This is a genomic window from Mycobacterium sp. (assembly GCF_032161845.1).
GTDB lineage: Bacteria > Actinomycetota > Actinomycetes > Mycobacteriales > Mycobacteriaceae > Mycobacterium.
In genome coordinates, this window is record NZ_JAVRQA010000396.1 from 1 (window position 1) to 23,935 (window position 23,935).

The window sequence follows — 23,935 nt, forward strand, 5'->3', positions numbered from 1 at the left end:
GCCGCGGTTCCGGTGCCAGGTGGTGACCGCATCGTTGACGGCACTCTGCCACGCCGCCCTCGCCTCGCGGGGATCGTCGGGCAGCGACATGTGCTGCAGCCCTTCGGCGATCCGGATGTCGTTGTCGTGCGTCATGCCCCCCATGCCGGATCCGAGAGTCCGCATGAGGTGCAGGCTCGTCTCGATCAGCGGGTGCACCGCCACATCCCCCGTCGCTTCGCTCGCCCCCGAGGACGGTTCCGCCTTGCGCGAGGACGGCATGAGCTGCGGGTGGGTCTGCGGGACGTGATAGCCCTCCATGAAGGCCGCCGCGGCCAGCTTCCAGTTCACGGGGAGCAGGCACGACTTCCACCACTCGGTCCGAAGCGCGCCGATCTTCCATTCGTCGTACTTGGAGGCCATCGGCTCGAGGCAGTCGCGCAGCGGCGCAGCGCCGTCGTCGAGGTTGATCCACGCGCACCCGCCCCACAGCTCACACCTGACCGACGCCAGCTCGAGGTCGCCTGCGTCGAGGTTGCCCTCGTCGAACGCACCGGGCCGCAGCACGAAGGTGTTCTTTCCGTCCAGACCCCAACACCACCCGTGGAAGGGGCAGACGAAGCTGCGCCGCGATCCGCTGCCCTCGACGAGTTTCATGCCGCGGTGACGGCAGGAGTTGTAGTACGCGCGGACGTGGTCGGCATCGACGCGGACCACGATGATGGACTGGTCGAGAATCTCGTACTCGACGAAGTCCCCTGGTGCGGGAAGCTCCTCGAGTCGGCACGCCATCTGCCACACCCGTGGCCACAATGACTCGTTCTCCAGCGCGTAGAAGTCCGGGTCGTAATAGCGCTGCTTGGGAATCCGGTCAACGGCCTCAACCGCCCACGGCACGGGCAGCGGTGTCCAATCCACGGGGTGCGCGTGGCTGACCAAGGTGCCCCACCCTTCTGCCTCTGCGTCGAGGGTCTTGCCATCAGCGACCGGCCGTCACTATCTTAACAAAAATAGCGAATTCAGCACGTGACATTCATTCAAGGGTTTGTAACATCTTCCGTGACGCCGTCGAAAGGGAACTTCATGGCCTTCGACCCGGAAGCCGTTCACGCCAAATACCTCGCCGAGCGCGATCGGCGGCTGATTCCCGGCCGGGCAGCCATCCGTGACCTCACCGCCGATGAGCACGCCGCCAGCTACCGGGCCGATCCCTTCACCCCCCTCGCCGAGCGCAACCCCGTCAGCGACGATCCCGACGTCGTGATCGTTGGCGGTGGCATCGCCGGCCTCCTCGCGGCCGCGCACCTCCGCAAGGCCGGCATCGAACGCATCCGGATCGTCGACGCGGCAGGCGGCATCGGCGGCACCTGGTATTGGAACCGCTACCCGGGCGTGATGTGCGACGTCGAGTCCTACCAGTACCTCCCGATGCTCGAGGAACTCGACTACGTCCCCACCCGGCGCTACGCCTTCGGCGAAGAGATTCGGCTGCACCTGCAGGCGGTCGCGGATCGTTTCGACCTGGTGCCCGATGCCCTCTTCCATACGAACGTCACCCAAGCGCAGTGGGACGACGCCGTCGGCCGGTGGCAGATCCACACGGACCGGGGCGACGAGTTGTCCTGCCGCTACTACGTGTTGGCGGTGGGAATCCTCAATCTCATGAAGTTGCCGGTCATCCCGGGAATGGACGGTTTCGCCGGTCGGGCCTTCCACACCGCGCGATGGGACTACGGCTACACCGGTGGCGGCCCCGGCGAGGCACTGACGGACCTCGGCGACAAGGTCGTGGCGCTGGTCGGCACCGGCGCGAGCGGCCTGCAGGCCCTTCCGCCGCTCGCCGAGGCGGCCAGGCACGTCTACGTGTTCCAGCGGACGCCGTCGGCCATCGGGGTGCGCGGCAACCGGCCGACCGATCCGACGTTCGCCGACGGGCTGACGCCGGGCTGGCAGAAGGCGCGGATGGACAACTTCCAGTCAATCATGCTTGGCCGCCCGGTCGAGACGGACCTCACCGATGACGGGTGGACCCAGCACTACGCCGCAGTGCAGAACCCGCCGCGGGTCAAGGGCGCGAGCATCGGTGAATTCATGCGGGCCGCAGAGGAACTCGACTTCGGGATCATGGAGCAGCACCGGCAACGGATCGATCAGCTCGTCACCAAACCCGACGTCGCGGCGGCGCTCAAACCGTACTACCGATATCTCTGCAAGCGGCCCTGTTTCCACGACGAGTACTTCGACGCCTTCAACCGTCCCAACGTCACCCTCGTCGACTGCCCAGCGGGCATCGAGCGGATCACCGAATCGGGGCCAGTGGTCGGCGGGAAGCAGTACGACGTCGATTGCATCGTCTACGGCACCGGTTTCGAGGCCGAGCTCACCCCACTGCAGCGCCGGGTGGGTCACGACATCGTTGGCCGCGGCGGCATCACGCTCGCGCAGAAGTGGGCCGACGGCGCCGCCAGCTTGTTCGGGATGATGAGCCGCGGCTTCCCCAACATGTTCGTGATGCCCGCGCCCGGGCAGCAAGCGGTCGTCACGGTCAACTACACCCAGATCGCCGTGCTCGGCGCGGAGTTCATCGCAGGCACGGTTGCCCTGCTCCACAAGCACGGGGCCGACGTGTTCGACGTCAGCGCCGAGGCCGAGGCCGACTGGATTCGGCAGATCGTCGAGACCTACGTCGACCCAAGCGCCGTGATGTCCGCCTGCACGCCGTCGCGGATCAACAACGAAGGCGACCCGGGTGGTATCAAGGCGCGCGACACCAACTTCGGTCGGGGCTTCGGCGACTACTTCGCCTATCGCGACCTGCTCGAGGGCTGGCTCGAGTCGGGCGAGCTCGACGGGCTGGACCTGGCGTGAGCGACCGACAACGGGTGGTCGTCGTCACCGGGGGCGGCGGCGGCATCGGCGCTGCCATCGCCGAGTCAGTCAGCCGCACAGGCGCTTTCGTCGTCACCGTTGACCCGCTGGTCTCGATCGACGGCTCCGAACAACTGCCCCAACCCGAGGAGACCACCGCCGGACGCATCGTCGCCGCCGGTGGCGCCGCCCGAGCCTCCGGGGTGTCCGTCACCGACGAAGCGGACGTGCGCCGGCTCTTCGGCGAGCTGGCCGAGGAGTTCGGCGGCCTCGACGCCGTGGTCAACGTCGCAGGCATCAGCCGTCCCACCGGCTTCGCCAAGGGAAGCGCCGACGACTGGCTGCGCGTTCTCTCGGTGCACCTCGACGGCTACCGCAACGTACTCGGCGCTGCCCTGCCACTGATGGCGGCGGCCGGACACGGACACATCCTCGGCGTCACCTCGGGATCGGGGTGGCGATCGGCCGACGCGGGCGCCTACGGCTGCGCCAAGCGCGCCGTGGCGTCGCTGACGTGGGAGCTGGGTCGGCACGCGCCCGCGGGGGTGGTGATCAACGCGATCTCGCCGATCGCCGCGACGCGGATGGTGACAGCAGCGCTGGCCGCCACGCAACCCGCAAGCGGCTCGGCCACCGGTGGCCTGTCATTGGGCTCGATGCCTGCCCCCGAGCACCTCGGCCCGCTGGCTGCGCACCTGGTGAGCGAGGACTTCACGTCGTGCCGTGGACGGGTGCTCTTCGTCGCGGGGTCCGAAGTGTCGGTGATCGACGAGCCGCGCCTGATCGAAGTCGTGCGCTGCGACGACGTTGCTTCGGCGGCGCGGGTGATGGATGCCGCGACGGCCACCGCTCTTGGCCCGGCCGAGGCCAAGCAGGTCAGCGGGGGCGGCAGCAACGCCCGCTTCGGCATGCTATTCGACTCGCCGCCGACCAACGAACGCCCCTCTGAGGTCCCGCGGACGTGCGCTGTGGTCTCCGACCGGCCCGAGGTAGCGAAGGCCGTGTCCGGTGCACTGGCGGCCAGGGGGGCGGCGTGCCACACCGTCCACTCCGTTGCCGAGCTAGCCGGCATCGGCTCGCTCGACGGGGTGGTGGTCGCCTTGGCCGGCGGCCGACCCGCCACCGGTGCGGCCTCAGATTGGGAGCACATCTTGTCCGAGCACCACGGCATCGTCGAGCGGATCGACGCCGAAGCCCAATGGACAAGAGCCGTAGCCGAATTGGCCGCGGCCAAGGACCGTCAGATTCGCCTGGTCGTCATCACCGACGCCACCAACGCGGGCGGCCGCAGCCAAGCTCAGGCCGCCGCACAGCTCTGCCGAGCCGGCCGCAAGGCCACTCGCGACCTGGTGGTGCCCTTCGCCATCAGCGCCGAGTCCGACGGTGCCGACTTCAGGCACATCCCAGCCGAACTCGCCGCCCATCTGGTGTGCAGCGCAGAGGTCGACAGCCTCGCGGGCGCCGAATTGGTTTCGGCTGCTGGGTGGTTCGGCCTGCGCAGTCACCCGCGCCCAATCGGCAGCATCAGCTTCGGCGGACCCGCGGTGCCCGCATGGTTCGACGACACCCTCGGAGAGGTCGTGCAGCCGAGATGACCCCCGCGAAGAACAAGGCGCCGCATCGACCCGCCCGAATTGTTGACGCCCATGTCCACCTGTGGGATCCGGACCGCACCGACTGGTACCCGTACTTGTCGGCGGGCAAGGACCAGCTCGACCTGGGCGCGAGCAATCAGAAAGTCGCCGGAATGTCGCGCCGCTTCGACGTGGCCACCTACCTGACCGAGGCCACCGGGTGGAACGTCGAGAAACTGGTCAACGTCGCCGCAGCCACCGGCAGGCACTCGGTCGACGAGACCCTCGAGCTCGATCTGCGCGCGGCCGCCGACGGCCATCCCGACGCCATCATCGGCGGCCTACCCCCCTGTGACTCGGTGGCCGAGACGGTGGCCGCCATCGACGAACAACGTGCAGCACAACGCTTCCGGGGAGTCCGGCCGATGGGGGCTGCCGTGGGACCCCTCCCGTCGGCCGATGTCCTCAACGCCCTGCAGCAGCGCGACCTTCTCTTCGAGTTGATGGTGCACCCCGATCAGCTGGTCACCTCTGCCAAGACGCTGGAGCAACACGGCGACCTCATCGTGGTCGTCGAGCACATGGGCTGGCCTCGCAACGATTCGGACGAGGAGCGTGCACTCTGGGCCGACGGCATCAACGCCCTTGCGAGCCTCGGCGACAACGTGCTGTGCAAGCTCTCCGGCCTGGCGATGCCGCTGGGCACGATGGCCGCCGCGACGCTGGCGCCGTGGCTCGAGCACGCGATCGAAGCCTTTGGCGTCGACCGTTGCCTCTTCGCGAGCAACTTTCCCGTCGACGGAATGCACGGCACTCTCGACGAGCTCTACACGTCGTACGCGACCGTCACGGCCGGACTCGACGCCGATGCTCGCGACAAGCTCTTCGCAGGCAACGCCGAGCGCATCTACCGCTGCTAGGGATCAGGCCTCAAAAGGAGCTAAAGCTGCTAAAATTGCGCATCAGCAAGAGCGACGCGGCGCAGCACCGCGTCGCTTTCCACGTTCGCTGCCGGAATCAAATGACCGCGATCGGAATTGGCCCCGAGGCTCGACGTCGGCTGTCCGCGCGTCGCACTGCCGAGATCGTCGCCGAGGAGTTGCGCCGGCAGATTCTCGACGGCGAGCTTACCGACGGCGATCTGCTCCCCCGCCAAGACGTCCTCGTCGAGAGATTCCGCGTCAGCCTGGTGTCACTGCGCGAGGCGTTGCGAATACTGGAGACAGAGGGTTTGGTGTCAGTGCGGCGCGGCAACCGCGGTGGCGCGGTCGTGCACGCCCCGGCCAAGTCATCTGCTGCCTACATGCTCGGGCTGGTGCTACAAAGTGACTCCGTCGCGCTGACCGATCTCGGGTTGGCTCTGCAGGAGCTGGAGCCGTCGTGCGCGGCCCTGGCCGCGCAACGAGTCGATCGCGCCGAGACCGTGGTGCCAGAACTCGTCAAACTCAACGCCCTGGCGGCAGAACACCTCGACGACGGATCGCGCTTCACCGACATCGGTCGGCAGTTCCACCACGAAATCGCCCGCGGCTGCGGCAATCACACGATGGCCGTCGTAATGGGAAGCCTCGAGGCCCTGTGGACCAGTCACGAGCGTCAGTGGGCCGAACAGACGACCGCACAAGGCGATTATCCGTCGCTCTCCGAGCGCCGGGCCGCCCACAATGCTCACGTGAAGCTGACCCAGGCCATCGAGGCAGGCGACGCGGAGCGGGCGCGACGACTCGCAGCGCGCCACGTCGGCGACACCCAGACCTATGTCGTGGCCGACGATCCCGACCAACGCATCCAGGCCTTGCCCGCACAGGTGATTTCAGGTCGTCGGCGTTGACCGCCGAACCCGGTATGCACAGGGTCCCCCCACCACCGCCTGCCACCGTCGAGGACGGCATCCCGTTCGGAGAACAGCTGCGCCGCCTCGCCGAGGCCGATCCCGACCGCGTCGCGCTGACGATGGTGGCCGAGAACGGCGCCGAAACTTGCTTCACCCTCGACCAGTTGGACCGCGCCGCCAATCAGTGGGCCCGCACCTTGGCCGCGCGGGGAGCACACCTGGGCACCCTGGTCGGGCTCGCCATTCCCAACTCCGTCGAGTTCATTCTGGCGGCCCTGGCCTGCTGGAAGGTCGGCTCGGTCCCGGTGCCCATGCGTTGGGATCTGCCGACCTGGGAACGGACCCGGCTGCTCGAGGCCCTTGGAGCCGCGGTCGTCGTCGACGAGGACAACCGCGACGAACTGTCCGCAGCTGCCGAAGCCCAAGCCCAGACGGCGTTGCCCGTGGCCGTCGCGCCGATGCAAAACGGCATCTGCAGTAGCGGCTCAACCGGGCTTCCCAAGATCATTCTGAACACGCGGCCCGCGGAGTGGACGTCGACCCTCAGTGAGCCGTTTGCCGAGCATTGGGCGCCCGTCCCACGGCCGCAGACGATTCTGGTGCCCGGCCCGATGTACCACACCAACGGCTTCAACCCATTGCTGTACCTGCTCGGCGGCGACCTGCTCGTCGTGCTCGAGAAGTTCAGTGCCACATCGGTCCTCGACGCAATCGAGCGGCATCGCGTCACCCATTTCACCGCCACCCCCACGATGCTGGGACGCATCGCCGACGTGCCAGGCGTCGCGCAACGGGACCTCTCGAGCGTGGAGTGGGTCATGCAGGGCGCGGCGGCCATGCCACCCGATCTGCTCCGCCGGTGGTTCGACCTCCTGAGCCCCGAGCAGATCGTGATGGCCTACGGGATGACGGAGAACCTGGGCCTGGCCACGTTGCGTGGTGACGAGTGGCTGCAGCGCCCCGGCAGCGTGGGCCGCGGCTTTCGCGAGACCGAGATCCGCATCCTCGACGAACGGGGAGCCGTCGTACCCACCGGCGAGATCGGTGAGATCTACCTGCGCGCACCGATGAATGACACCTACCGGTATCTGGGTGGTGCCGCGCCCGCAGTGCCAACCGAAGACGGCTTCCGCTCGGCGGGCGACCTTGGCCGTCTCGACGAGGACGGCTATCTCTACATCGCCGATCGCCGCACCGACATGATCGTCAGCGGCGGCGCGAATGTCTTTCCCGCAGAAGTGGAGAACGCCTTGATTGCGCACTCCGACATCGTCGACGTCGTGGTGTTGGGACTAAAGGACGCCGAGTGGGGCCGCCGGGTCCATGCGGTCGTGCAGCTCGCCGACGGCAGCGACTCCATCACCGAACAGAACGTCATCCAGTACGCCAAGGGCCGTCTCGCCCGTTACAAGGTGCCCAAGACCGTTGAATTCGTCGACGAGATCCCCCGCACCGCAGCCACCAAGGTCAACCGCTCGGCCATGATCGAGGCGCGCGGCGGTTGACCGCGCCGTCAGCGGTAGCCGATGGTCTTGGTCTCCAGGTGTTGTTCGAAGCCTTCGACGCCGTTCTGCCTACCGAGGCCGCTGGTCTTGTATCCGCCGTACGGTGCATCGGCGCCGTAGAAGAGGCCACCGTTGACATTGAAGGAGCCGGCCCGCACCCTGGCGGCGAAGGCCATCCCCCGCTCGCGGGACGCGGAGAACACCGAGCCGGACAGACCGTACCGACTGTCGTTCGTGATTCGGAGCGCCTCTTCTTCGTCACGGTAGGGCAGCACCACCATCACCGGGCCGAACACCTCCGTTTGGGCGATCTCGTGTGAGTTGTCCACGCCGGCAACGATGGTGGGCATGACGTAGGTGCCTCCTGCCAGGTCGTCGTCGAGCGTGGCTGGTGCGTGCCCGCCGGTGGTGATCTCGGCACCCGAGGCCCGTGCCCTGTCGACGTAACCCAGGATCCGGCTCTGCTGTTTGGCGTTGATGACGGGCCCGAGGAAGGTCTCGGCCAACGCCGGATCGCCAGGCGTGATGAGTTCGAACAACGCGGTCGCCTTCTGGACGAATTCGTCGTAGGCACGGGCGGGCACCAACATTCGCGTGTTGATCGCGCAGCCCTGGCCAGCATGCATGCAGACCTGCGCGGTGTTCGGCAACACCTCGTCGAGGTCGGCGTCTTCGAGGATCACCATCGCCGACTTGCCACCCAGTTCGAGGAACACCCGCTTGAGGGTTTCGGCCCCGCGCTTCGCGATGAGGCGTCCCACGTCGGTGGATCCGGTGAACGAGACCAAGTCCACCCGTGGATCGGTGACCAGCCGCTCGGCCACCGCGTTGTCGGGAGTGGGCACGACGTTGACGACCCCTGCGGGGATGTCGGTGTGCTCGGCGATCAGCCTGCCGATGCGGGTCGAGGTCCACGGCGTGTTCGGGTCGGGCTTCAGCACTACCGTATTGCCCGTCGCGAGCGCCTGGCCGAGCTTGTTCAGCACGATCTCGATCGGGTAGTTCCACGGCGCGATCGCCGCGACGACGCCGACGGGCTCCTTGACCACCCTGCGCAGGTTGTCGCCGCCAAAGGCCGTGCCCGCGCCCAGCTCCCGCTCCCAGGTGAACGAGTCGATCAGTTCGGCGGGATGGGTCAGGGCATCCGAGAGCGGCCAGTCGAGTTGGGCCATGTACGTGGTCATCATCGGCGCGCCCACCTCGGCGACGATCTCCTCGCGGATGTCGGCCGACTCACCCTCCAGCGCCGCCTGAAGCTGGAGCAAGCAGCGCTTGCGCAGTTCGCGGTCGGTCGACCACGACGTCTCGTCGAAGGCCCGCCGTGCCGCCGCGATGGCTGCGTCCATGTCCTCGGCACCGGCTGCCGCGGTGGTGCCCAACAGCCCGCCGGTCGCGGGACTCACGTTGTCGAAGGTCTCCCCCGAATTCGATTGGCGCAGTTGCCCATCGACGAACATGCGGGACTCGGCCCGCTGCGCTGCCCGCTGGTTGAGGGCCACGCTGCTCTGCTCGGGGGCTGCCGTCGTCGTCATGGTGGCTAGTTCCCCCCTGGACCGGCAGCCATCTTGACGAGGTCTCTGGCGGCTTGGGCGCTATCTCCGCGGTTACCCTCGCGGGCCTGCGACTTGATCGAGACGTCATGGTCCTCGACCTGTTTGCGCAGGGCGCCGACGGTGCAGTTGGCTCGGCCGCCGAGGATCGAGAACGGATCGTATTGGAAGTGGCGCATCGCGTTGAGGTGGGTGATCTTGTCGACCTCCTCGTCTGTGAGTCCAGCCGCCGATTCGGCGAACACCTCCGGTGAACGGGGCCAATTGGAGTCCGAATGGGGGTAGTCGCACTCCCACGTCACCATGTCGAGGTCGAGCGCACCCTTGCTGGCGATGCCGAACTTGTCATCGATGAAACAGGTCAGGACGTGATCGTTGAACACTTCACTCGGTAGCTTGTCGCCGAAGTCTTGACCCGTCCACGCGTGGTGCCGGTCGTAGTTGTAGTCGACGCGTTCGAGGAAGTATGGAATCCAACCGATGCCGCCCTCGGACAGGGCGACCTTGAGGTCCGGGTACTTGCGCAGCGTCGTCGACCAGACCAGGTCGGCAGCAGCCTGCACGATGTTCATCGGCTGCAGGGTGATCATCACGTCCATCGGCGCATCGGGTGAGGTGATGGTGAGCTGCGACGACGAGCCGATGTGCATGCACACCACCACGCCTTCGTCACTGCAGGCCTGCCACACCGGATCCCAGTGGTCCGAGTGAATCGACGGCCAGCCGAGTTTCGACGGATTCTCGCTGAACGTCAGTGCGTGGCAGCCCTTCTTGGCGACACGCCGGATTTCGGCCGCCATCACGTCGGGGTCCCAGATCGCCGGGAGCCCGCACGGGATGAAACGCCCTGGGTGACTTCCACACCACTCGTCGATGTGCCAGTCGTTGTAGGCCCGCACCATCGCCAGCGCCACGTCCTTGTCCGCCGTACGAGCGAACAACTGGCCGCAGAATTGCGGGAACGAGGGAAAGCACAGCGAGCCGAGCACGCCGTTCGCGCTCATGTCCTTGACCCGCTCCTCGTGGTCGTACGTGCCGGGACGCAACTGCGTGAAGGAGGTCGGCTCGATGCCGTACTCCTCCTTGGGCCTGCCGGCGACGGCGTTCAACGCCACGTTCATCACCGTTTCGCCGTTGTACTTCCAGACATTGGTGCCGTCGGCGTTGGTGATGAACTCGGGGGCGTACTCGCGGTACTTCGCGGGCAGTCGGCCGTCGAACATGTCTGGGGGTTCGACCACGTGGTCATCGACGCTGACCATGACCAGATCGTTGAGATTCATCGACGACGCCTTTCGTGCGGTTCTGGCAGACGGCAGCGATGGCGCGCGCCCGCGGCACCTCTCATCGCCTTAGCACGCACTATAGCTATTTATATAAAAACAGCAATACCGCGCCATGGGGGCCATTCAGGCGGGCACGTCGAATCGCCTGCGGCGCAACGCCACACCTCGATATCGCGAAGATGGGCGCCGATGGCGATCCGGATCAGATCTCCGATCGCGGCCCATTTCCCCACCGCGTCGAGGTGCAGCCAGCGGGCGACGCCCGCCCCCTGGGCGCCAACGATGTTAAAATCGCCACTTAATCAGATAGTGCCCGCGGCTGTCAGCGCCCGACGCACTCATCGTGTCGGCTGCGAGGAGCACATGACCATCCTTGGGATCGGCGCGGAAGCGCACCGTCGACTGTCGTCGCGGAGAACCGCCGAGATCGTTGCCGACGAGTTGCGGCAGCAGATCATCGACGGCAGGCTCGCCGACGGCGATCTGCTGCCGGGTCAGAAGCAACTCGTCGAGCACTTCAACGTCAGCCTCGTCTCCGTGCGGGAGGCCTTGCGCATCCTCGAGACCGAGGGCCTGGTCTCCGTCCGCCGCGGCAACCGTGGTGGGGCGATCGTGCATGCGCCCGCGAAGTCCAGTGCCGCGTACATGCTGGGCCTCGTCCTGCAGAGTGATGCGGTCCCGGTCACCGATCTGATGACGGCGCTGAAGGAACTCGAGCCATCCTGTGCGGCATTGGCGGCAATGCGACCGGATCGGGCCACCACCGTCGTGCCCGAGCTGATCCAGAGCAACGAGGCCATGGCCGACAACCTGAACGATCCGGAGAAGTTCTCCGAGATCGGCCGCGAGTTTCATCACGTGCTGGCGCGGGGTTGCGGTAACCACACCATGGTCGTAGTGATGGGCAGCCTCGAAGCGCTTTGGGTGAGCCAGGAGGGTGAGTGGTTCGGCCGAGCCAGGGAGGAGAACGCCTTTCCCACCGCGGCCAAACGGCGCGCCGCCCTCAACGCCCACGTGAAGATGACGGACGCGATCGCGGACGGCGACGTGGATCGGGTTCGGCGGCTGGCCTACAAGCACGTCGACGATGCCCACTCGCACGCATTGCCGGAATCGGATCAGCGAATCCAGGCGCACTCACCGCAGGCGATGTCGCGACGCAACTGACCGATTGCGGCCCAATCCCTTTCGGGTCACCAACGCGCCTCGTTGCGACGGCCATCGGTGGTCACCGTGACGTCCTCCCCGACGAGTTCCCTTGACTCCGCGTCGAGTAGCAGCTCCAGCTCGTGCACCCGGGCCAACGCCCGGCCGTCGGTGGTGTCCAGAACAACCAGACCCTGCGTCGGTGCGCCGTCGCGACCGTGGGCGACGGTGTAGGCCCGCACCGTGCCCGGTCCCGACCACGCCGTCAATAGTGGCTCGCGGTGCTGTTCGGCATCGACCTCGGCCTGCAGCCGGGCGCGATCGGGAGCCATCGTCGACGCCGATGAGACCGGTGTGCTCGACCAGACCGCGGCCACGTGTTTGGCCAAGTGCATGCCAACGCCGGTGATCAGAGCGTGGCCGGGGCCCTCTCGCAGCCGGTCGAAGGTGCTGGCGATGGCGTGGGTGAGGTAGCCGCTGGCCGGACCGCCCGCGTAGGGCAGCCCGCCCGTCACCGTGAGCCCCCGCGGATCGTCGAGTGCGAGTCCCAGTGCATCGCACGCCAATCGGACCGACGAGGGAAAGCACGAGTACAGGTCGAACGCATCGATGTCGTCCAGACCCACGCCTGCGACCGACAGCGCGTGCCGGCCCACGACGGACATGGCGACCGAGCGCGACATGTCGGTGCGCTCGGCGATGCTCGCCGGGTCCTCCGCGTACGCCCATCCGTTCAGGTAAAGGCGCTGGTCTTTCGCAACGCCGAGTGCGTCCGCCTTCTCTGCCGTCGCCAGCAACAGGGCGGCTGACATGTCGACGTCCATCACCGCGACCTCGTGCTTGGTGTACGGCCAGCCGACGTAACGGTTGTCCGCGGTGGCGGTGCCCACCGTCGTGGCGTCCAGTGCGGTCGGTCGCCAGGCGTGCGGGTTGGCCGCCGCCGTGACGCTCATGGTCGACATCATCGTGGCGGCTTCGGCCGCATCGTCGGTTAACGTGGCGCCGCGTCCGGCCCGGCGGGCGGTGTCCCACAGCGGGAAGGTCTCCCACGCTTGCATCACCTCGTGGGCGATCTCCGATTCGTGCGGTGGCTCCCACGGGAACGGGGTGGACTTCCGGTGACTCCACGGCAGCCGCTCGCCGCCCTTCTTCGCCACGCGCACCGTGGCCAGCGCCTCCGCGCTGCAGACGAGGGCAAGGTCTAGTTCGCCGCGCTGCATCGCCGTCGCCGTGCGGTTGATCAGTTCCTGGGGCGTCGTGCCGCCGATTCCGGAATAGACGCGGTGGCCCGGGGACGCGCCGAGTTCATCGGCGAGGCGCGAAGGCGGATCGTCGTACGGCCAGCTCTGGCAGTAGACCACCTGAATCGAATCGAGCTGCGGCAGAGCGTGACTCACGCCGGCTACCTCGGCCGCCTCGCGCGCCCGCCGCGCCCAGCTGATCAGGGGTTCCGGCGCGTTGCCGTCGCGCACGGTGTGCTGGGAGGCCCCGATGACACAGAGCCGACGATCCCCCATCTAGGCCCCACCGGTCGTGCACGGTAGCCGCTTGATGCCGTGGAAGAAGGACGACCGCAGGCGATCCGGCGGCGCTGTCACCGCGAGGTCGGGAACCTTCGGGTACAGCTCCTCGAGCAGGACCCGCAGCTCGAGCCTGGCCAGCTGGGCGCCGAGACAGAAGTGCGTGCCACCGCCGCCGAAGGCCGCGTGACCCGCGTCGGCGCGCGTGACGTCGAACTGGTGCGCCCGCTCGAAGACGTCTTCGTCCCGATTGGCTGACAGGTAGTGGATCAGCACCCAGTCCCCCGCGGGGATCTTCTGCCCGCCGATCTCCGTGTCCCGGGTGACGGTGCGGCGGAAGTGCATCACCGGGGTGGACCAGCGAAGCAGTTCCTCGACGGCCAGCGGAATGGCCTCGGGCTCGCGGGCCAGGAGCGCACGTTGTTCGGGATGGTCTGACAGCGCCAGGATTCCGTGGCTCAGCGTATTGCGGGTGGTCTCGTTGCCTGCGATGGCCAACAGCATGAAGAACTCGTTGAGCTGGTCGCGATTGAGCTTCTCGCCATCGACCTCCGCTGCGAGAAGTGCCGAAAGGATGTCGTCGGTCAGTCCGTGTTTTCTGCGGTGCTCCACCAATTCGCCGCAGTAGGCGAACATTTCGGCGGCCGCCTCACCGAGCGCCTGCGGAGTTGGGGCGTAGTCGGGGTCCTCGATCCCCAGGGTCCCGATGGCATTGCTCCAGCGGAAGACGTCCATCCGATCTTCCGCAGGCACCCCGAGAACGTCGGCGATCACCTGAAGTGACATCTCTGCGGAGATGTCGGGCACGGCGTCGAACTGCCCCTTCGAGATCACGTCGGCGACGACGTCGCGCGCCACCTTGCGCATGTGCGGTTCCAGGCGTTGGACGTTGCGGGCGGTGAAGCCCTGGTTGATGAGCTTGCGGTACAGGACGTGTCGCGGCGGGTCGATACCGGGCAGCATCGCCGACGTCGGGCTCATCTCGACCTCGACGAGGGTATTGCCCCGCTTGCTGCTGAACGTCTCGGTGTCACGACTGACCATGCGAACATCGGCATGCCGCGTCAGCAGCCATGACTTCGGCAGTCCAGGCAGCACCACCGGGTGCACCGGGGCGGTCGCGCGCAACCGGGCGAGGGCGTCGAACGGGGCGCCGTCGACGTACGTGTCGGGATTGAGCACTGCCGCGGCGTCGAGATCGGCGGCACCGCCCTGATGTTCGGTCACCAACGACCCGAGACGGCCCGGTTTCGGAATGTTCATCGGCCCTCCCTGGAAATCTGGCTGGACGCCTGGATTCCACTGACGATGACGGCCAGCCCGGCCCGGAAGCGCGACGCCGCCTGCCGCTCGCTTGGTGAAGGAACCGAATGCGGTCGGGACTCCTCGAGTCCGACAGAGCCGAGAAGATAGGTGTACAGCACCGTATGTGCGGCGTTCGCAACGGTTTTGGTCAGTCCGGATTGCGCGATGAGCGCGCGGCTCAGGTTGTCGAGGCGACGCGCACACTCGCCGTCCCCGTTGGTCTGGAGCACCCCGGCGATTCCGGGCACGTCCAGCAGCACCCTCCTGGCGTGGGAGTACAACTCGATCAGCCGTTCGTGCCATGGCCCTGGACCCGGCTCGGCGATGGCGGAGAGCACCGACTCTGCCAGCAGATTCAGCGCCGCCTGCTTGTCCCGAACGTGGTAGTACACCGATGGCGCGGCGACGCCCAGCTCCGCGGCCAGCTCGCGCATGGTCACGCGCCGAACACCCACTCGCCGGGCCAGGTCCTGCAGCGCGGCCACCACCTGTTCGCGGTCGAGTTCGCCGTAGGCTCGCCGTGGGGGCGCGGTCATGTGGGTACCCCGTATACCGACTTCATCTCCACGTACTCGTCGAAGGCCTCTGGTCCGTACTCCCGGCCGATGCCGCTGGCCTTGAACCCGCCGAAGGGCACGCCGAACTCGGGTGCGAACGAGTTGATCCCGAACATGCCGGTGCGGACCCGGCGCGCGATCGCGAGGCCCGCCTGCCGATCCTTGGTCCACACCGAGCCGCCGAGACCGTACGGGGAGTCGTTGGCGATGGCGACGGCGTCGTCCACGTCGTCGTATGGGATCACGACGATCACCGGACCGAAGATCTCCTCGCGCGCGATCCGCATGGAGTTGTCCACGTCGCGGAAGACCGTAGGACGGACGTACTGTCCGTCGGGCAGGTCGTCGATGACGGCAGGCCCGCCGGCGGCCACCGTGGCGCCCTCGGCGATGCCGGTGTCGATGTATCCCACGACCCGCTCACGCTGACGGGCCGAGACCAGCGGACCGATGTCGGTGCCCGGGTCGTGCGGATCACCGACGACGAAGCCGTCGGCCGTCGCGGCGAGGGCTTGCGCCACCTCGTCGTAACGGCTGCGGGGCGCCAGGATTCGGCTCTGCGCGACACAGGCCTGGCCGTTGTTGAGGAACGACGAGAACCGCAGGCCGGCAACCGTGCGTTCCAGCGATGCGTCTTCGCAGACGATGGCCGCGGACTTCCCGCCCAGCTCCAGGCTGCACCTGGCCAGTCGCTGCCCGCAGATGCTCGCGATGGCACGGCCGACGTCGGCGCTTCCGGTGAAGGCGATCCTGTCGACTCCCGGATGCTCGACGAGTCGACGGCCCGCGGGGGTAGCGCCCGGTAGCACGGCAGCGACTCCCGGTGGCAGGTCGGCCTCGGCCAGCAGTCCCGCGAGCAGCATGGCGTCCAGCGGTGTCTCCGGCGCGGGCTTGACCACGACGGTGCAACCGGCGATCAACGCGGGCAACACCTTTGCGAGCATGGTCACCTGGGGGACGTTCCACGGGGTGATGATGCCGACGACACCCGCGGGCTCGCGGACCAGCATGCTGGTACCCCGCCGCTCGATCCACGGGTAGGCCTCGGCGAAACCGAGCGTGGCCTGCATCAGCAGGAGCGGCCCCAGACCGTGGGCGGGCTCGGAGAAGGTCGCGGGCGACCCCATCTCCGAGGTGACGAGGGTGGCCAGTTCGGAGGTCCTGGCCGCGTACGCGGCGACGAACGGACGCAACGCGGCGATGCGATCCGCCACCGTCATCCGTGGCCACGGTCCTTCGTCGAAGGCGCGACGGGCGGCCCCGACGGCCCGGTCGACGTCCGGTTCCGAGGAGATGGGCGCGGACCCGACCTTGCTCCCGTCGTGTGGGGACCGGATGTCGAACAGATCGCTGGTCGACGGCGATACCCACGCGCCATCGAGGAACAACTGGTCGAAGACATACGCATTCGCCGCGACCGACGGCTGGCTCGGTGACATGGATCGTCGCCTCCTAAAGATTCGACCAGTGTTCGAATATATTCGAACGTTGGTAGAATGTCACTCGAACAGGGTCCGATCAGCGAAGCGAGGAACCCACGCATGACGGAACGCGCCGCAATCCTGCGCGAGATCGGGAAACCGCTCGAGGTCGACGACATCGAGCTCGCCGACATCGCTCCCAACCAGGTCAGGGTGCGAATCGCCGCGAGCGGCGTCTGTCATTCCGATCTGTCGATGGCCACCGGGGCGCTGCCCGCAGGCGCGCCGTGCGTCCTCGGCCACGAGGGCGCTGGCGTGATCGAGGAGGTCGGCTCCGAGGTGCATCACGTCGAGCCAGGCGACCACGTGGTGATCGCGTGGACGGCGGCGTGCCAGCACTGCTGGTTCTGCCTGCGAGGCGAGGTACATCTTTGCCGCAACGCCATCGCCGACAGCTATGCCATGCCCTACGCGTCGGACCTCGATCACAACCCGCTCTTCACGGCGATGGGTGTCTCGAGCTTTGCGACCGCGACGAACTGCCTTGGCAGGGCGGTGGTTCCGATCGATCGCGACATTCCGCTCGACGTCGCATCTCTCGTCGGCTGCGGCGTCGCCACCGGGGCGGGCGCGGCATTGAACACCGCGCCGGTCGAACACGGCAGTTCGGTGGCGGTGATCGGGCTGGGCGGCGTCGGCCTGGCGGCGCTCATGGCGAGCGTGGTTCGCGGGGCCGCCATCGTGATAGCGATCGACCCGGTTTCCGAGCGCCGCGAGGCCGCCGAGTCGTTCGGAGCCACACACGTCGTCGACCCGGCCGACGGGGACGTAGCCAAGCAGGTCAGGGCAATCACCGGGCGCCGGGGCGCGGACACCGTATTCGAAGCGGTGGGCCGCAGCGCCACGATCGAGACCGCCATCAAGGCCACCCGACGGGGCGGGACCACGTGCGTCGTCGGTGCGGCGACGCCGGGAGAGACGGTAGCGTTGTCTGCCTATGACCTGTTCATGAACGCGAAGACGCTGGTGGGGTGTCAGTACGGCTCGGTGGTGCCGGGGCGGGACTTCCCGATCTTGCTCGACCTCTGGCGCAACGGCCGGATGCCCTTGGAGCGATTGATCTCTCGCCGCGTGGCCCTCGACGAGGTCAACGACGCCTTCGCCGACCTGAGCGCGGGCCGGGGCGTCCGAACCGTGATCGTCAACTAGCGCCCGGACCACACCGGCTTGCGCTTCTCCGCGAACGCCCGCGGACCCTCCTTGGCGTCCTCGGTCGCGAACACCTCCCGCGAGATGAGCGATTCATTGCGGTATGCCTCCCGCATGTCGACCTTCAGCCCCTCCAGCACACTGCGCTTGGTGGCCTGGATCGCCAGCGGAGCGTTCTTGGTGATTCGCGCGGCATAGGCGAATGCGGTGTCCAACAACGCCTCCTCGGAGACCACCGCGTTCAGCAGCCCCATCTCGGCCGCCTTCCGCGCATCGACGATGTCGGCGCACAGCAGGAACTCCATCGCGTGGGCGAACGGCACCTGCCGCGGAAGCCGCACGGTGGTGCCACCGCCTGCGAAGAGGCCGTGCGACGGCTCGAGCACGCCGAAGCTGGCGTGCTCGCTGGCAATCCTGATGTCGACACCGCCAAGCATCTCCATGCCGCCGGCCACACACGGCCCGTTGACCGCCGCGATGATCGGCTTGTAGATCTTGCTGCCGCGCAGCACCGCGTCGGTGCCGTCGGACAGGGAGTAGCCCCCGACGTCGGTCGCAGTACCGTCCTTGATCTGCTTGGAAAGGGCGGTGATCTCGGGAACGTAGGTCTTGAGGTCGGCGCCCGCCATGTAGGACCGGCCGACGCCCGTGAAGATCGCCACCCAGGCGTCGTCGTCCTCGGCGAAGCGCTTCCACGCCTGCGTGAGCTGATGGAAGTGCTCGAGGTCGCAGGCGTTCTTGGCCTCCGGCCGATCGAGCGTGATCAGCACGACGTTCGGTGCGTCAGCGCGTTTTCCGAGTTCGTAGTGGACGGGCACCTGGCCTCCTAGTTGTTGATGGACGGGTAGGCACCCATCCGGTGGTGAGATCGGAACTGCTCGCGCAACGCGTCGCGGTCGGTGTTCGTCAGCGGTGTGTACGTTCGCGCCCCTGCAGGACGCCACCAGACCTCGTCGTCGCACAGCCAGGCGTCGCGGCGCAGCGGCCGCTTGTCGATCTTGCCGTTGCCGAGGACGGGGATTGCCGCGGTGAGCCTGACGAACCGAGGTGACCACTTGGTGCCCAGATCGGGCTGTGCCGTTAGGAATTCCGCGAACTCATCCGGATCGAACGTCCGGTCGCAGCCCAACTCGAGAACGGCAAGCACCTGATCTCCGGCCTGCGGATCGGGAACGCCGACGACGGCTACCGCTGCAGCGGGTTCGTATCGGCCGACGATGCGTTCGACGGGTGACGCCGCGAAGTTCTCGGAGTCAACCCGGAGCCAGTCCCCCACCCGGCCGGCGAACCAGAACACGTCATCGGCATCGCGGTAAGCCAAGTCGCCCGACCAGAACCAGCCGCCGCGCAATCGGTCCGAATCGGCCTCCGGGTTGTTCCAATACCCCTCGAAGGAGCCGTCGGCGTTGCGACGAACCAGCTCTCCGATTGCACGGTCGGAATTGCTCAGTCGCCCACCGGAATCGAACTGCGCCGTGTCACACTCCGCCCCCGACGAGTCGACCACCGCGACGTCGGCACCTGGCAGCGCGGTGCCCAGCGATCCCGGCTTTCGCGACGGCACCAGCACGATGCCACCCTCGCTTGAGCCGTAACCGCTCAGTACGGTCACGCCGAACCGATCCTGGAAGGCCGCCATGTCCCGCGGGGAGGCCTCGGGCGCCAGCACCACCTTGAGTCGATGGTCCTTGTCGGCAGGACTCGGGGGCGTTGCCAGGACGTAGCCGAGTGCGCGACCGACGGTGTTGGTGAACGTCACGCCGTGGGTGCGGACGTCGTCGAGCCACGCCGTCGCCGAGAACCGGTCGCGCAACAGAAGTCGCGCGCCGCCAGCAAGGGCGGGAAAGAGCGCCGCGTTCAAGGCGTTTCCGTGCGAAAGGGGCATCGGACAGTACAACGTGTCCCTCGAGCCGAAGCCGATTCCGGCGCCACCGGCGATCCGACCCTGGCTGCGCATGGCGGCCTTGGGCGCCGCCGTGGAACCCGATGTCAGCAACAGGCACATCAGCGCGGTCGGCGGCGGATCGACGTCTGGCAGCGCCACCCCGTCGTAGTCCGCCCACGGCCGTCCCGCCACGCGAATGGCCCCGTGGACCAGGTCACCGTAGGTGGCGTCGGCGAGCACGAACTGGCACGACGTGTGCTCGACGTCGTTGGCGAGCTCAGCGCCTCGTCGGGTCGCATTCAGCCCGACCACGCATGCCCCCGCCAGGGCGGCCCCGAACATCTGGAACACGTACTCCGGAACATTGGGCAGCAGCACGCCGACGTGCGGTGGCCGGGTCGGATCCAGCGTCTCGCGCAGCCAGGACGCTCGCATCGCGGCCTCGGCCACCACCTCGCGCCACGTCCAGGAGCGGTCGCGAAAGATGAGCCCGACGTTGTCGTCGTCGGCACGTGCGCGCACCATCTGCGCCACCGTGGCGGGGCGCCGGTTGGTGGTGTCCGCCGGTGTTGTCATCGCCTGCCCGTCCGCACGAGTCGAGTCTGCCTTCCATACTTCGGCCGCAGGGCTGAACACCCGGATGGAGGTGAGTCTGGCGCAGCAGGCCGTAGTAGTTTAATTTTGCGATAATAGCCAGATTGAATCCGGGCGCACTCGACGAGGGCAGGTTGCCGTGACCGAAACGATGAATCCGGCGTTGCGCTACCCGTTCCAACTAGTGCCCGACGATCCCGAATTCACGTTCCCCGCCGCCGAGGGGGTACACCCCCATTGCCAGTCCGACACGTGGTTTCTGGCCGGCGAGTTGACCGGTACGACATCGGGCAGGCGGTTCGCGTTCCTGACTATCTTCAACCAGAACCGACCCGGCGGATCGATCGTGGCCGACTTCCACACGCTGGCTCTGTTCGACCTCGACAACGGCACCTACGGAACGTTCACCGACTACGACATGCCGCCCAAGAACATGGAGCCGGGGACCATTCACAAGATGTCTGCCGCCACCGGCCATCTGGAGATCAACTTCGACAGCCGCGCCGGTCAGTCCCGATGGGCCGCCCGCCGCGACGACGACGACGACTTGGTGCCGTTCGGTTACGACGTCACGCTGGCGGGGATCGACCAGTCCGACACCGCGATGGAACTTCGCCTCGAGGTCTCGCCGGCGCGGGCGCCCGTTCCCGTCGGTGCGTCCACCTACAACGGACGGTTCTCATGCCTCGCCCAGCCAGAGACGTTCTCCTATTTCCAGACCGGGATGGGCATGACCGGAATACTGAAGTGGGGCAACACCGTCGAGCAGGTGTCGGGCACCTCTGGGCACGTCGACCGGCAGTGGTTCCCCCTTTCGGCAGGTGGTGGCGGCACCGGTGGCGACCCGCGGGCGATCTCCTACGAGTGGCGGACCATCCACCTCGACAACGGGGTCGACGTCGTCGCGTGGCGACAGTTCGACCGGCGCGACCGAAACGCCGCGCGTCCCTTCACCGGCGCGACGGTCGCCTACGCCGACACCGACCGGCAGCCGGAGTGCGTGGAGGACATCGAGGTGCGTACCGAGAGCTACGTGCGCTGGCCGGAGTCGGTGCGCCAGCTGATTCGGCCACCCGTTTCGGCCCGCTACCTGCCCGACCGGCACACGCTGACGTCGAAGGCGCTCGACCTCGAGATCTCCGGCGTGCCGCTGGTCGCCGCGCCCGCGCACACGTTGCCCGTCGAATACATGGAAGGCCCCTTCCTCTTCGAGGGGACGATGCAGGGTAAGCCGGTGCGGGGCTTCGGCATCTCGGAGCGATCGTTGGCGCTGTACCGCGACTGGGAGCTCGTCGACGTGCTGGCCACGACGGCGCAGTACCGCGGCGTCGACGAGGCGGCGCCACTGATCGAACACCTGCGGCCGATGGTCGTCGACGGCCGCAGGGCCGAAGCACTGGACTATCTCGTCGGCACCGTGCGACCGGCCATCGAATCGCCGTCCACCGACTCCGGTGAACTGGCGCAGATCCTGGCCGACCTCGCCGCAGCCCTGGCCGTCAGCTCGTAAGCAACATGCAGCCCGCGATCGGGCCGCCGCCCGCAGCCACGACGGCGGTCTCCGGGCGCCGCTGAAGTTGTCGATCGCCCGCCTGGCCACGAAGCTGCAGGCACGCTTCGTGCAGCACCCAGTAGCCGTGCATGCGGCCCGCGGAGAGTTGGCCGCCATAGGTGTTCAGCGGCAGCTCACCGTCCAGCGCGATGCGCGTCGCCCCATCGACGTAGGGTCCCGCTTCGCCGTCGCCACAGATGCCGAGCGCCTCCAGCCAGGCAATGGTGAGAAACGTGAACCCGTCGTAGAGCTCGGCGACGTCCAGGTCCTTCGGCGCAAGGTCCGTCCGCGACCACATCTGGGCGGCAGCCTCGACCGATGCCATCTTGGGAAAGTCGTCGCGGTGGAACCAGCCGCCCGTGCCGTATGCCCCGCCGATCGCCTCGATGCTCACCGGTGGGTTCGGGCAGTCCGGGGCGTGGTCGCGATGCGACACGACGACGGCAATCGAACCGTCGACCGGCACGTCGCAGTCGAAGAGGCCCAAGGGTGACGAGATCGGCCGGGCCGCGAGGTAGTCGTCCATCGTGATCGGATCTCGGTACGCCGCAAGCGGATTGAGGGCAGCATTGCGCCTGCTGTTGATGGCCATCCAGCCCAGCTGTTCCTTGGTGGTGCCGTAGACCTCCATGTGCCTGCGGCAGTGCATCGCCACCCAATTCGACGCCGAGTAGGCGTGGGCGGCCATGAGCTCACCGATGTCACCGTTGGCCCCGACCCTGCGCGGTTGTCCTGGCCGGCGTGGTTCGACGGGCGGTGACGTCAGAGCGTTTGGCTCCGGCGGCAACTCGGCCGATGAGTCGAGCATCGACCCCCCGAGCATCGCGACGGTGCGGTACACCAGAACGTGTTTCGACCGACCCTCGGAGACGGCGAGGAAGGCAGACATCAGGGGGCTGTACAGCCCTGAGTGGTCGATCCCGGAACTGCGGTTCTCGGCAATGAGGTTCAGAGCGTCGATGACGCGTTGCCGTGGCGTGTCGCCGAGCGTGGCGATGCCGTCGATGTCGGCAGGCTCGAGGCCCGCATCGGCGATTGCGGCGCCGGCCGCCTCCAGCGTCAGGTCGAGACCGGGGATCCCGGTTCGGCGGCCGATGCGCGAGATGCCGATCCCGCTGATGATCGCGTCCTTCTCGAAGTGCGACAAGCTCGGCTCCATTCCGCGATGATTCCTCTATCATTGCAAAAATAGCGGACGGGTAGGTTGGCCGACATGTCAGGTGAGGTTGCCGCGCCGGGGCGGATGATTCCCGAACTCACGTCGTCCAATCGCGAGTTCTGGACCGGCGGCGTGGACGGCCGACTGCACGTCCCCTATTGCGAGCCGTGCGCTCGGTGGGTGCTGCCGCCCGAAGAGACCTGTCCCCATTGCGATGCCCCACTCGGCGCGCGCGCCGTGTCCGGCGACGGCACCGTGTTCACCTTTACGGTGAACCTTCACTCGTTCAATCCGGCGGTACCACCGCCCTATGTCATCGCGATCGTCGAGCTGGCCGACCAGAAGGACCTCAGGCTTGCCGCGAACATCGTTGACTGCGAACCCGATTCGGTCACCATCGGGATGCCCGTTGCGGTCCGCTTCGAACAGCAGCCGGTCGGCGACGACACGGCGTTCGTCCCAGTCTTCGCGCCGCGGCGTTAGCCAGGGGGCAGCATGGTCATGGGTCCGCTCAGAAGCTCCACGGTGACACCGTCGGGGTCGACCACGGTGGCGGTGACGCCGCCGGCAGTCGTCATCGAGCGCGGTTCACCGCCAAGACCAAGGTCCCCGAGCCGACGCAAGACCTCGGCGACATCGACGACGAACGACAGCAGGAACACGCCGCGGTGGGGGGTCCCGGAACCCTTCGGCTCCTCGCCAATGTCGGCCCCACCGGGATCAAGGAGTTCGAGCGTGCCGCCCTGCGGACTGTCCGGCGACCCGAGGAAGACCGCCCGCACATGACTGGTGCGCCGTCCGAGCAACGGTTCCAGATCGGCGTCCATGGCGAAGTCGGCGAGCACCGAGAGGCCGATGCCGTCACGGTAGAAGCGCACGGACCGTTCGATGTCAGCGGGACAGAGTCCCGTGTGGTGCACCATCGTCATCGCGCCATCCCGTTTCCGCCGTTCGCCCAAGTAGACCACGACCGCCATCGATCGCGGTGTAG

At 67.4% G+C, this 23,935-nt stretch carries 20 protein-coding genes; 9 read left to right on the forward strand and 11 right to left on the reverse strand.

Annotated elements, in window-relative coordinates:
* The coding region (locus QOD90_RS21225) for an aromatic ring-hydroxylating oxygenase subunit alpha (RefSeq protein WP_526352826.1) at window positions 1–897 on the reverse strand (897 nt) is incomplete at its 3' end.
* 165 nt (window positions 898–1,062) lie between these two features.
* Between QOD90_RS21225 and QOD90_RS21230 the strand changes: the two genes are divergently transcribed.
* The 5 genes from QOD90_RS21230 (at window position 1,063) to QOD90_RS21250 (ending at window position 7,760) form a co-directional block, all read left to right on the forward strand.
* Complete coding sequence (locus QOD90_RS21230) at window positions 1,063–2,847, forward strand: flavin-containing monooxygenase (protein ID WP_526352802.1); 1,785 nt, start codon at window positions 1,063–1,065, stop codon at window positions 2,845–2,847.
* The gene (locus tag QOD90_RS21235) at window positions 2,844–4,442 is read left to right on the forward strand and encodes an SDR family NAD(P)-dependent oxidoreductase (protein ID WP_526352803.1); all 1,599 of its coding nucleotides are present in this window, start codon (window positions 2,844–2,846) and stop codon (window positions 4,440–4,442) included. Before QOD90_RS21230 ends, QOD90_RS21235 begins: the two co-directional genes overlap by 4 nt.
* Entirely contained in the window at window positions 4,439–5,341 is a 903-nt protein-coding gene (locus QOD90_RS21240) for an amidohydrolase family protein (RefSeq protein ID WP_526352804.1), read from the forward strand. Before QOD90_RS21235 ends, QOD90_RS21240 begins: the two co-directional genes overlap by 4 nt.
* A 101-nt stretch (window positions 5,342–5,442) precedes the next feature.
* Complete coding sequence (locus QOD90_RS21245) at window positions 5,443–6,252, forward strand: FadR/GntR family transcriptional regulator (RefSeq protein WP_526352805.1); 810 nt, start codon at window positions 5,443–5,445, stop codon at window positions 6,250–6,252.
* 14 nt (window positions 6,253–6,266) lie between these two features.
* Window positions 6,267–7,760 carry a class I adenylate-forming enzyme family protein gene (locus QOD90_RS21250; RefSeq protein ID WP_526352827.1) on the forward strand — a complete coding sequence of 498 codons (1,494 nt, stop codon included), beginning with the start codon at window positions 6,267–6,269 and terminating at the stop codon, window positions 7,758–7,760.
* An 8-nt stretch (window positions 7,761–7,768) separates the two neighbouring features.
* On the opposite strand, the gene QOD90_RS21255 is transcribed toward QOD90_RS21250, so the two are convergent.
* The gene (locus QOD90_RS21255; protein ID WP_526352806.1) at window positions 7,769–9,292 is read right to left on the reverse strand and encodes an aldehyde dehydrogenase family protein; all 1,524 of its coding nucleotides are present in this window, start codon (window positions 9,290–9,292) and stop codon (window positions 7,769–7,771) included.
* A gap of 5 nt (window positions 9,293–9,297) precedes the next feature.
* Window positions 9,298–10,593 carry an amidohydrolase family protein gene (locus tag QOD90_RS21260; RefSeq protein WP_526352807.1) on the reverse strand — a complete coding sequence of 432 codons (1,296 nt, stop codon included), beginning with the start codon at window positions 10,591–10,593 and terminating at the stop codon, window positions 9,298–9,300.
* Window positions 10,594–10,959: 366 nt separating this feature from the next.
* Here QOD90_RS21260 and QOD90_RS21265 point away from each other — a divergent pair, with 366 nt between their 5' ends.
* Window positions 10,960–11,763 (forward strand): FadR/GntR family transcriptional regulator, encoded by an 804-nt coding sequence (locus QOD90_RS21265; RefSeq protein ID WP_526352808.1) that lies wholly within the window; start codon window positions 10,960–10,962, stop codon window positions 11,761–11,763.
* A gap of 26 nt (window positions 11,764–11,789) precedes the next feature.
* On the opposite strand, the gene QOD90_RS21270 is transcribed toward QOD90_RS21265, so the two are convergent.
* From QOD90_RS21270 to QOD90_RS21285, 4 genes are read right to left on the reverse strand one after another with little or no spacing between them, the layout of a single operon-like run.
* A complete protein-coding gene (locus tag QOD90_RS21270; protein ID WP_526352809.1) occupies window positions 11,790–13,259 on the reverse strand; it encodes a TLP1 C-terminal extension domain-containing protein in 1,470 nt (489 codons plus the stop codon).
* Window positions 13,260–14,525 (reverse strand): cytochrome P450, encoded by a 1,266-nt coding sequence (locus tag QOD90_RS21275; RefSeq protein WP_526352810.1) that lies wholly within the window; start codon window positions 14,523–14,525, stop codon window positions 13,260–13,262. It lies immediately after the preceding gene.
* On the reverse strand, window positions 14,522–15,103 hold the full coding sequence (locus QOD90_RS21280) for a TetR/AcrR family transcriptional regulator (RefSeq protein WP_526352811.1): 582 nt from the start codon (window positions 15,101–15,103) through the stop codon (window positions 14,522–14,524). The genes QOD90_RS21275 and QOD90_RS21280 overlap by 4 nt, the downstream gene beginning before the upstream one ends.
* Window positions 15,100–16,563 carry an aldehyde dehydrogenase gene (locus tag QOD90_RS21285; protein WP_526352812.1) on the reverse strand — a complete coding sequence of 488 codons (1,464 nt, stop codon included), beginning with the start codon at window positions 16,561–16,563 and terminating at the stop codon, window positions 15,100–15,102. Before QOD90_RS21285 ends, QOD90_RS21280 begins: the two co-directional genes overlap by 4 nt.
* Before the next feature lie 102 nt (window positions 16,564–16,665).
* On the opposite strand from QOD90_RS21285, the gene QOD90_RS21290 reads away from it, so the two are divergent.
* Window positions 16,666–17,754, forward strand: a complete 1,089-nt coding sequence (locus QOD90_RS21290; protein WP_526352813.1) for a Zn-dependent alcohol dehydrogenase — start codon at window positions 16,666–16,668, stop codon at window positions 17,752–17,754.
* On the opposite strand, the gene QOD90_RS21295 is transcribed toward QOD90_RS21290, so the two are convergent.
* The gene (locus QOD90_RS21295; protein ID WP_526352814.1) at window positions 17,751–18,572 is read right to left on the reverse strand and encodes an enoyl-CoA hydratase/isomerase family protein; all 822 of its coding nucleotides are present in this window, start codon (window positions 18,570–18,572) and stop codon (window positions 17,751–17,753) included. The two genes, QOD90_RS21290 and QOD90_RS21295, sit on opposite strands and share 4 nt — an antisense overlap.
* 8 nt (window positions 18,573–18,580) lie before the next feature.
* A complete protein-coding gene (locus tag QOD90_RS21300; RefSeq protein ID WP_526352815.1) occupies window positions 18,581–20,215 on the reverse strand; it encodes an AMP-binding protein in 1,635 nt (544 codons plus the stop codon).
* 169 nt (window positions 20,216–20,384) lie between these two features.
* Between QOD90_RS21300 and QOD90_RS21305 the strand changes: the two genes are divergently transcribed.
* Window positions 20,385–21,743, forward strand: a complete 1,359-nt coding sequence (locus tag QOD90_RS21305; RefSeq protein ID WP_526352828.1) for a lipocalin-like domain-containing protein — start codon at window positions 20,385–20,387, stop codon at window positions 21,741–21,743.
* Here QOD90_RS21305 and QOD90_RS21310 read toward each other — a convergent pair.
* The gene (locus tag QOD90_RS21310; RefSeq protein ID WP_526352829.1) at window positions 21,733–22,932 is read right to left on the reverse strand and encodes a thiolase family protein; all 1,200 of its coding nucleotides are present in this window, start codon (window positions 22,930–22,932) and stop codon (window positions 21,733–21,735) included. The two genes, QOD90_RS21305 and QOD90_RS21310, sit on opposite strands and share 11 nt — an antisense overlap.
* Window positions 22,933–23,028: 96 nt before the next feature.
* Between QOD90_RS21310 and QOD90_RS21315 the strand changes: the two genes are divergently transcribed.
* Window positions 23,029–23,427 carry a Zn-ribbon domain-containing OB-fold protein gene (locus QOD90_RS21315; RefSeq protein WP_526352830.1) on the forward strand — a complete coding sequence of 133 codons (399 nt, stop codon included), beginning with the start codon at window positions 23,029–23,031 and terminating at the stop codon, window positions 23,425–23,427.
* On the opposite strand, the gene QOD90_RS21320 is transcribed toward QOD90_RS21315, so the two are convergent.
* Window positions 23,424–23,921 (reverse strand): VOC family protein, encoded by a 498-nt coding sequence (locus QOD90_RS21320; RefSeq protein ID WP_526352816.1) that lies wholly within the window; start codon window positions 23,919–23,921, stop codon window positions 23,424–23,426. The genes QOD90_RS21315 and QOD90_RS21320 overlap by 4 nt on opposite strands.
* Window positions 23,922–23,935: the final 14 nt, after the last annotated feature.

Coding starts and splice junctions, on each gene's coding strand:
- QOD90_RS21230 (WP_526352802.1), top strand. CDS start 1,063: ATGGCCTTCGACCCGGAAGCCGTTCACGCCAAATACCTCGCCGAGCGC.
- QOD90_RS21240 (WP_526352804.1), top strand. CDS start 4,439: ATGACCCCCGCGAAGAACAAGGCGCCGCATCGACCCGCCCGAATTGTT.
- QOD90_RS21245 (WP_526352805.1), top strand. CDS start 5,443: ATGACCGCGATCGGAATTGGCCCCGAGGCTCGACGTCGGCTGTCCGCG.
- QOD90_RS21250 (WP_526352827.1), top strand. CDS start 6,267: ATGCACAGGGTCCCCCCACCACCGCCTGCCACCGTCGAGGACGGCATC.
- QOD90_RS21255 (WP_526352806.1), bottom strand. CDS start 9,292: ATGACGACGACGGCAGCCCCCGAGCAGAGCAGCGTGGCCCTCAACCAG.
- QOD90_RS21260 (WP_526352807.1), bottom strand. CDS start 10,593: ATGAATCTCAACGATCTGGTCATGGTCAGCGTCGATGACCACGTGGTC.
- QOD90_RS21265 (WP_526352808.1), top strand. CDS start 10,960: ATGACCATCCTTGGGATCGGCGCGGAAGCGCACCGTCGACTGTCGTCG.
- QOD90_RS21270 (WP_526352809.1), bottom strand. CDS start 13,259: ATGGGGGATCGTCGGCTCTGTGTCATCGGGGCCTCCCAGCACACCGTG.
- QOD90_RS21275 (WP_526352810.1), bottom strand. CDS start 14,525: ATGAACATTCCGAAACCGGGCCGTCTCGGGTCGTTGGTGACCGAACAT.
- QOD90_RS21280 (WP_526352811.1), bottom strand. CDS start 15,103: ATGACCGCGCCCCCACGGCGAGCCTACGGCGAACTCGACCGCGAACAG.
- QOD90_RS21285 (WP_526352812.1), bottom strand. CDS start 16,563: ATGTCACCGAGCCAGCCGTCGGTCGCGGCGAATGCGTATGTCTTCGAC.
- QOD90_RS21290 (WP_526352813.1), top strand. CDS start 16,666: ATGACGGAACGCGCCGCAATCCTGCGCGAGATCGGGAAACCGCTCGAG.
- QOD90_RS21300 (WP_526352815.1), bottom strand. CDS start 20,215: ATGACAACACCGGCGGACACCACCAACCGGCGCCCCGCCACGGTGGCG.
- QOD90_RS21305 (WP_526352828.1), top strand. CDS start 20,385: ATGAATCCGGCGTTGCGCTACCCGTTCCAACTAGTGCCCGACGATCCC.
- QOD90_RS21315 (WP_526352830.1), top strand. CDS start 23,029: ATGATTCCCGAACTCACGTCGTCCAATCGCGAGTTCTGGACCGGCGGC.
- QOD90_RS21320 (WP_526352816.1), bottom strand. CDS start 23,921: ATGGCGGTCGTGGTCTACTTGGGCGAACGGCGGAAACGGGATGGCGCG.